We start from the raw sequence: 1,795 nt of genomic DNA, 5'->3' as shown, positions 1-1,795 counted from the left end.
TCATGTCTGCCTGCACGCTTTTTAATGTCTAGAAGCTCATCATCAGACACTCTGATTTTTAGCCACTTTGTCCTTGCCATTTTAACCTCGGTCTAGCGGTTGTTTTTTGCCCCTCACGGCTTTTTGTGAGGGGTTGGGGTTAAGGGGTTTCCCCTTACCAGTATGCCTTGGGTCAATAGTAACGAAGTAGATATTGTACCCACGGTATATGCTGGCTTAATAGGCTATTTCTAAAAAAATGTAATTGGCCTAATTTTAATTGAGTGGGGACTAGTTGACAAGCAAACGAAGTATATATACTATACGTATATACAGATCGTATATACGATCTGTTTTGAGGCTTTGAATTAAAAGTATAATCTAAAAATAGTAAATAAATTCATATTGGAGGAAGGAGTGATAGATGAGCATCCAATTACAAAAAAACTGGTAATATCTGAAAAGATTACAGACAAAATAAAACTGAAACCAGGGCATCAAGTTAGTAAAACAGAAATAGCTCAGTGCTTCGGTAATAACAACGATACTTTTCTGATTGATACAAGAAGCAAGCATGCTTCAACACCACCTACAAAATGGTTCGTAAGTGAAACAGATGCAGGTAGATTGATCAAAGTGTGCTTTATCGAATATAACGGCCTGTTCTATATTCGAACAGCGTATGAAGCAAACGAAGAAGAAATAAGAATATTTAACAAATATTCTTAAATAAGCATAAGGATAATTATTACTTTTAATCTAAAGTAATAATTATCGATTAAAAAACTAAATGTTCGAACACAGCTGTGCCCATAAAAACTATATAAACGCTAGGCATAGTAGTTGACTGCACCCGAATTTTATAGAAACTTCAAAATGAATAGATACTGAACAAATTAGAAATATATAACTTAAAGATAAGTGAAAATTTAATTTAAAGCATAAAAAGACATTTAATTTAAAAGGTAAATAGAAAATGTATAAATCTGACCCTATTATAGAAGCAATCTTTGATGAGAAAGAAATTGAAAAATGGGATAGCCGAGAATATGGCGCGGATGAAGAGTACGTAGAACGCGCAGTCTTGGATAAGCAATACGTAGAATTGATTAATGGTAACGACGAAGAAAAACTAAGTAGTAAGATGCAACTGATATCTATAAGACTACCAGAACCATTGATACAAGACTTAAAAGAGATTGGCAAGAAAGAAGGCTTAGGGTACCAAACACTAATCAGAGAAGTGATGAAGAGATTTGTGGCAGCAGAAAACAGAAAGGAACTAAACCAAGCAATCTCAGAAAACGAAAGACTGAAAGAGAAAATGAGACAAATGGAAGATATGTTACAGAAGCAAGCATAGATAATAGCCTAAGCAGAGAATACAAAACTTTTCTAGGTGGTTCCGTCAGAAGGATAGAGACTCTGAAGCCACCTCCATAATCCAGATAACAGCCTAAAAAGGCTGTTATCTGATTTAGGCTTGCACTTTCCGCATTAAATACTTGGTTTTTTTAGCCAGTTCCGTATTGTTCGATCTGATACACATAGCTTTAACGCTATTTCTCTCGTAGTAAGGCTTAAATCTCTAAGCTTAGTTGCTTCAGCTCTCTTATCATTATACTTTGCTGATCTTGCCATACCTCCATTTGGTGAGTTACTAGCTTTACCACCTTTACTTCCCTTTACTGCCTGACGATAGATAAACTCGTTGTAATGGTATGCATCATGCTTCCAACAGTATTTAGCAATACTTTTGGCAGTTGCTTTGATTTCTGAGTGCGGTAATGGGTCTAAAAACATCATATTTACGCTT

3 protein-coding genes are annotated in these 1,795 nt (G+C 35.3%); 2 read left to right on the top strand and 1 reads right to left on the bottom strand.

The genetic code is table 11. The annotated features are described in order from the left end of the window. Positions 1-396: 396 nt before the first annotated feature. Positions 397-708, top strand: coding sequence for a hypothetical protein (locus tag V7D75_RS13960; protein ID WP_333615047.1), 312 nt, complete (start codon positions 397-399; stop codon positions 706-708). 247 nt (positions 709-955) lie between these two features. Then, a complete protein-coding gene (locus tag V7D75_RS13955) occupies positions 956-1,342 on the top strand; it encodes a CopG family antitoxin (RefSeq protein WP_333615046.1) in 387 nt (128 codons plus the stop codon). Between the two features lie 134 nt (positions 1,343-1,476). On the opposite strand, the gene V7D75_RS13950 is transcribed toward V7D75_RS13955, so the two are convergent. Continuing rightward, positions 1,477-1,795 (bottom strand): helix-turn-helix domain-containing protein (locus V7D75_RS13950; protein ID WP_333615045.1); only part of this gene is annotated, 319 nt, incomplete at its 5' end.

Source organism: Psychrobacter sp., assembly GCF_036731945.1.
Classification (GTDB): domain Bacteria; phylum Pseudomonadota; class Gammaproteobacteria; order Pseudomonadales; family Moraxellaceae; genus Psychrobacter.
Note: the sequence above shows the minus strand (reverse complement) of the source record. Positions and strands in the feature narration are given on the sequence as shown.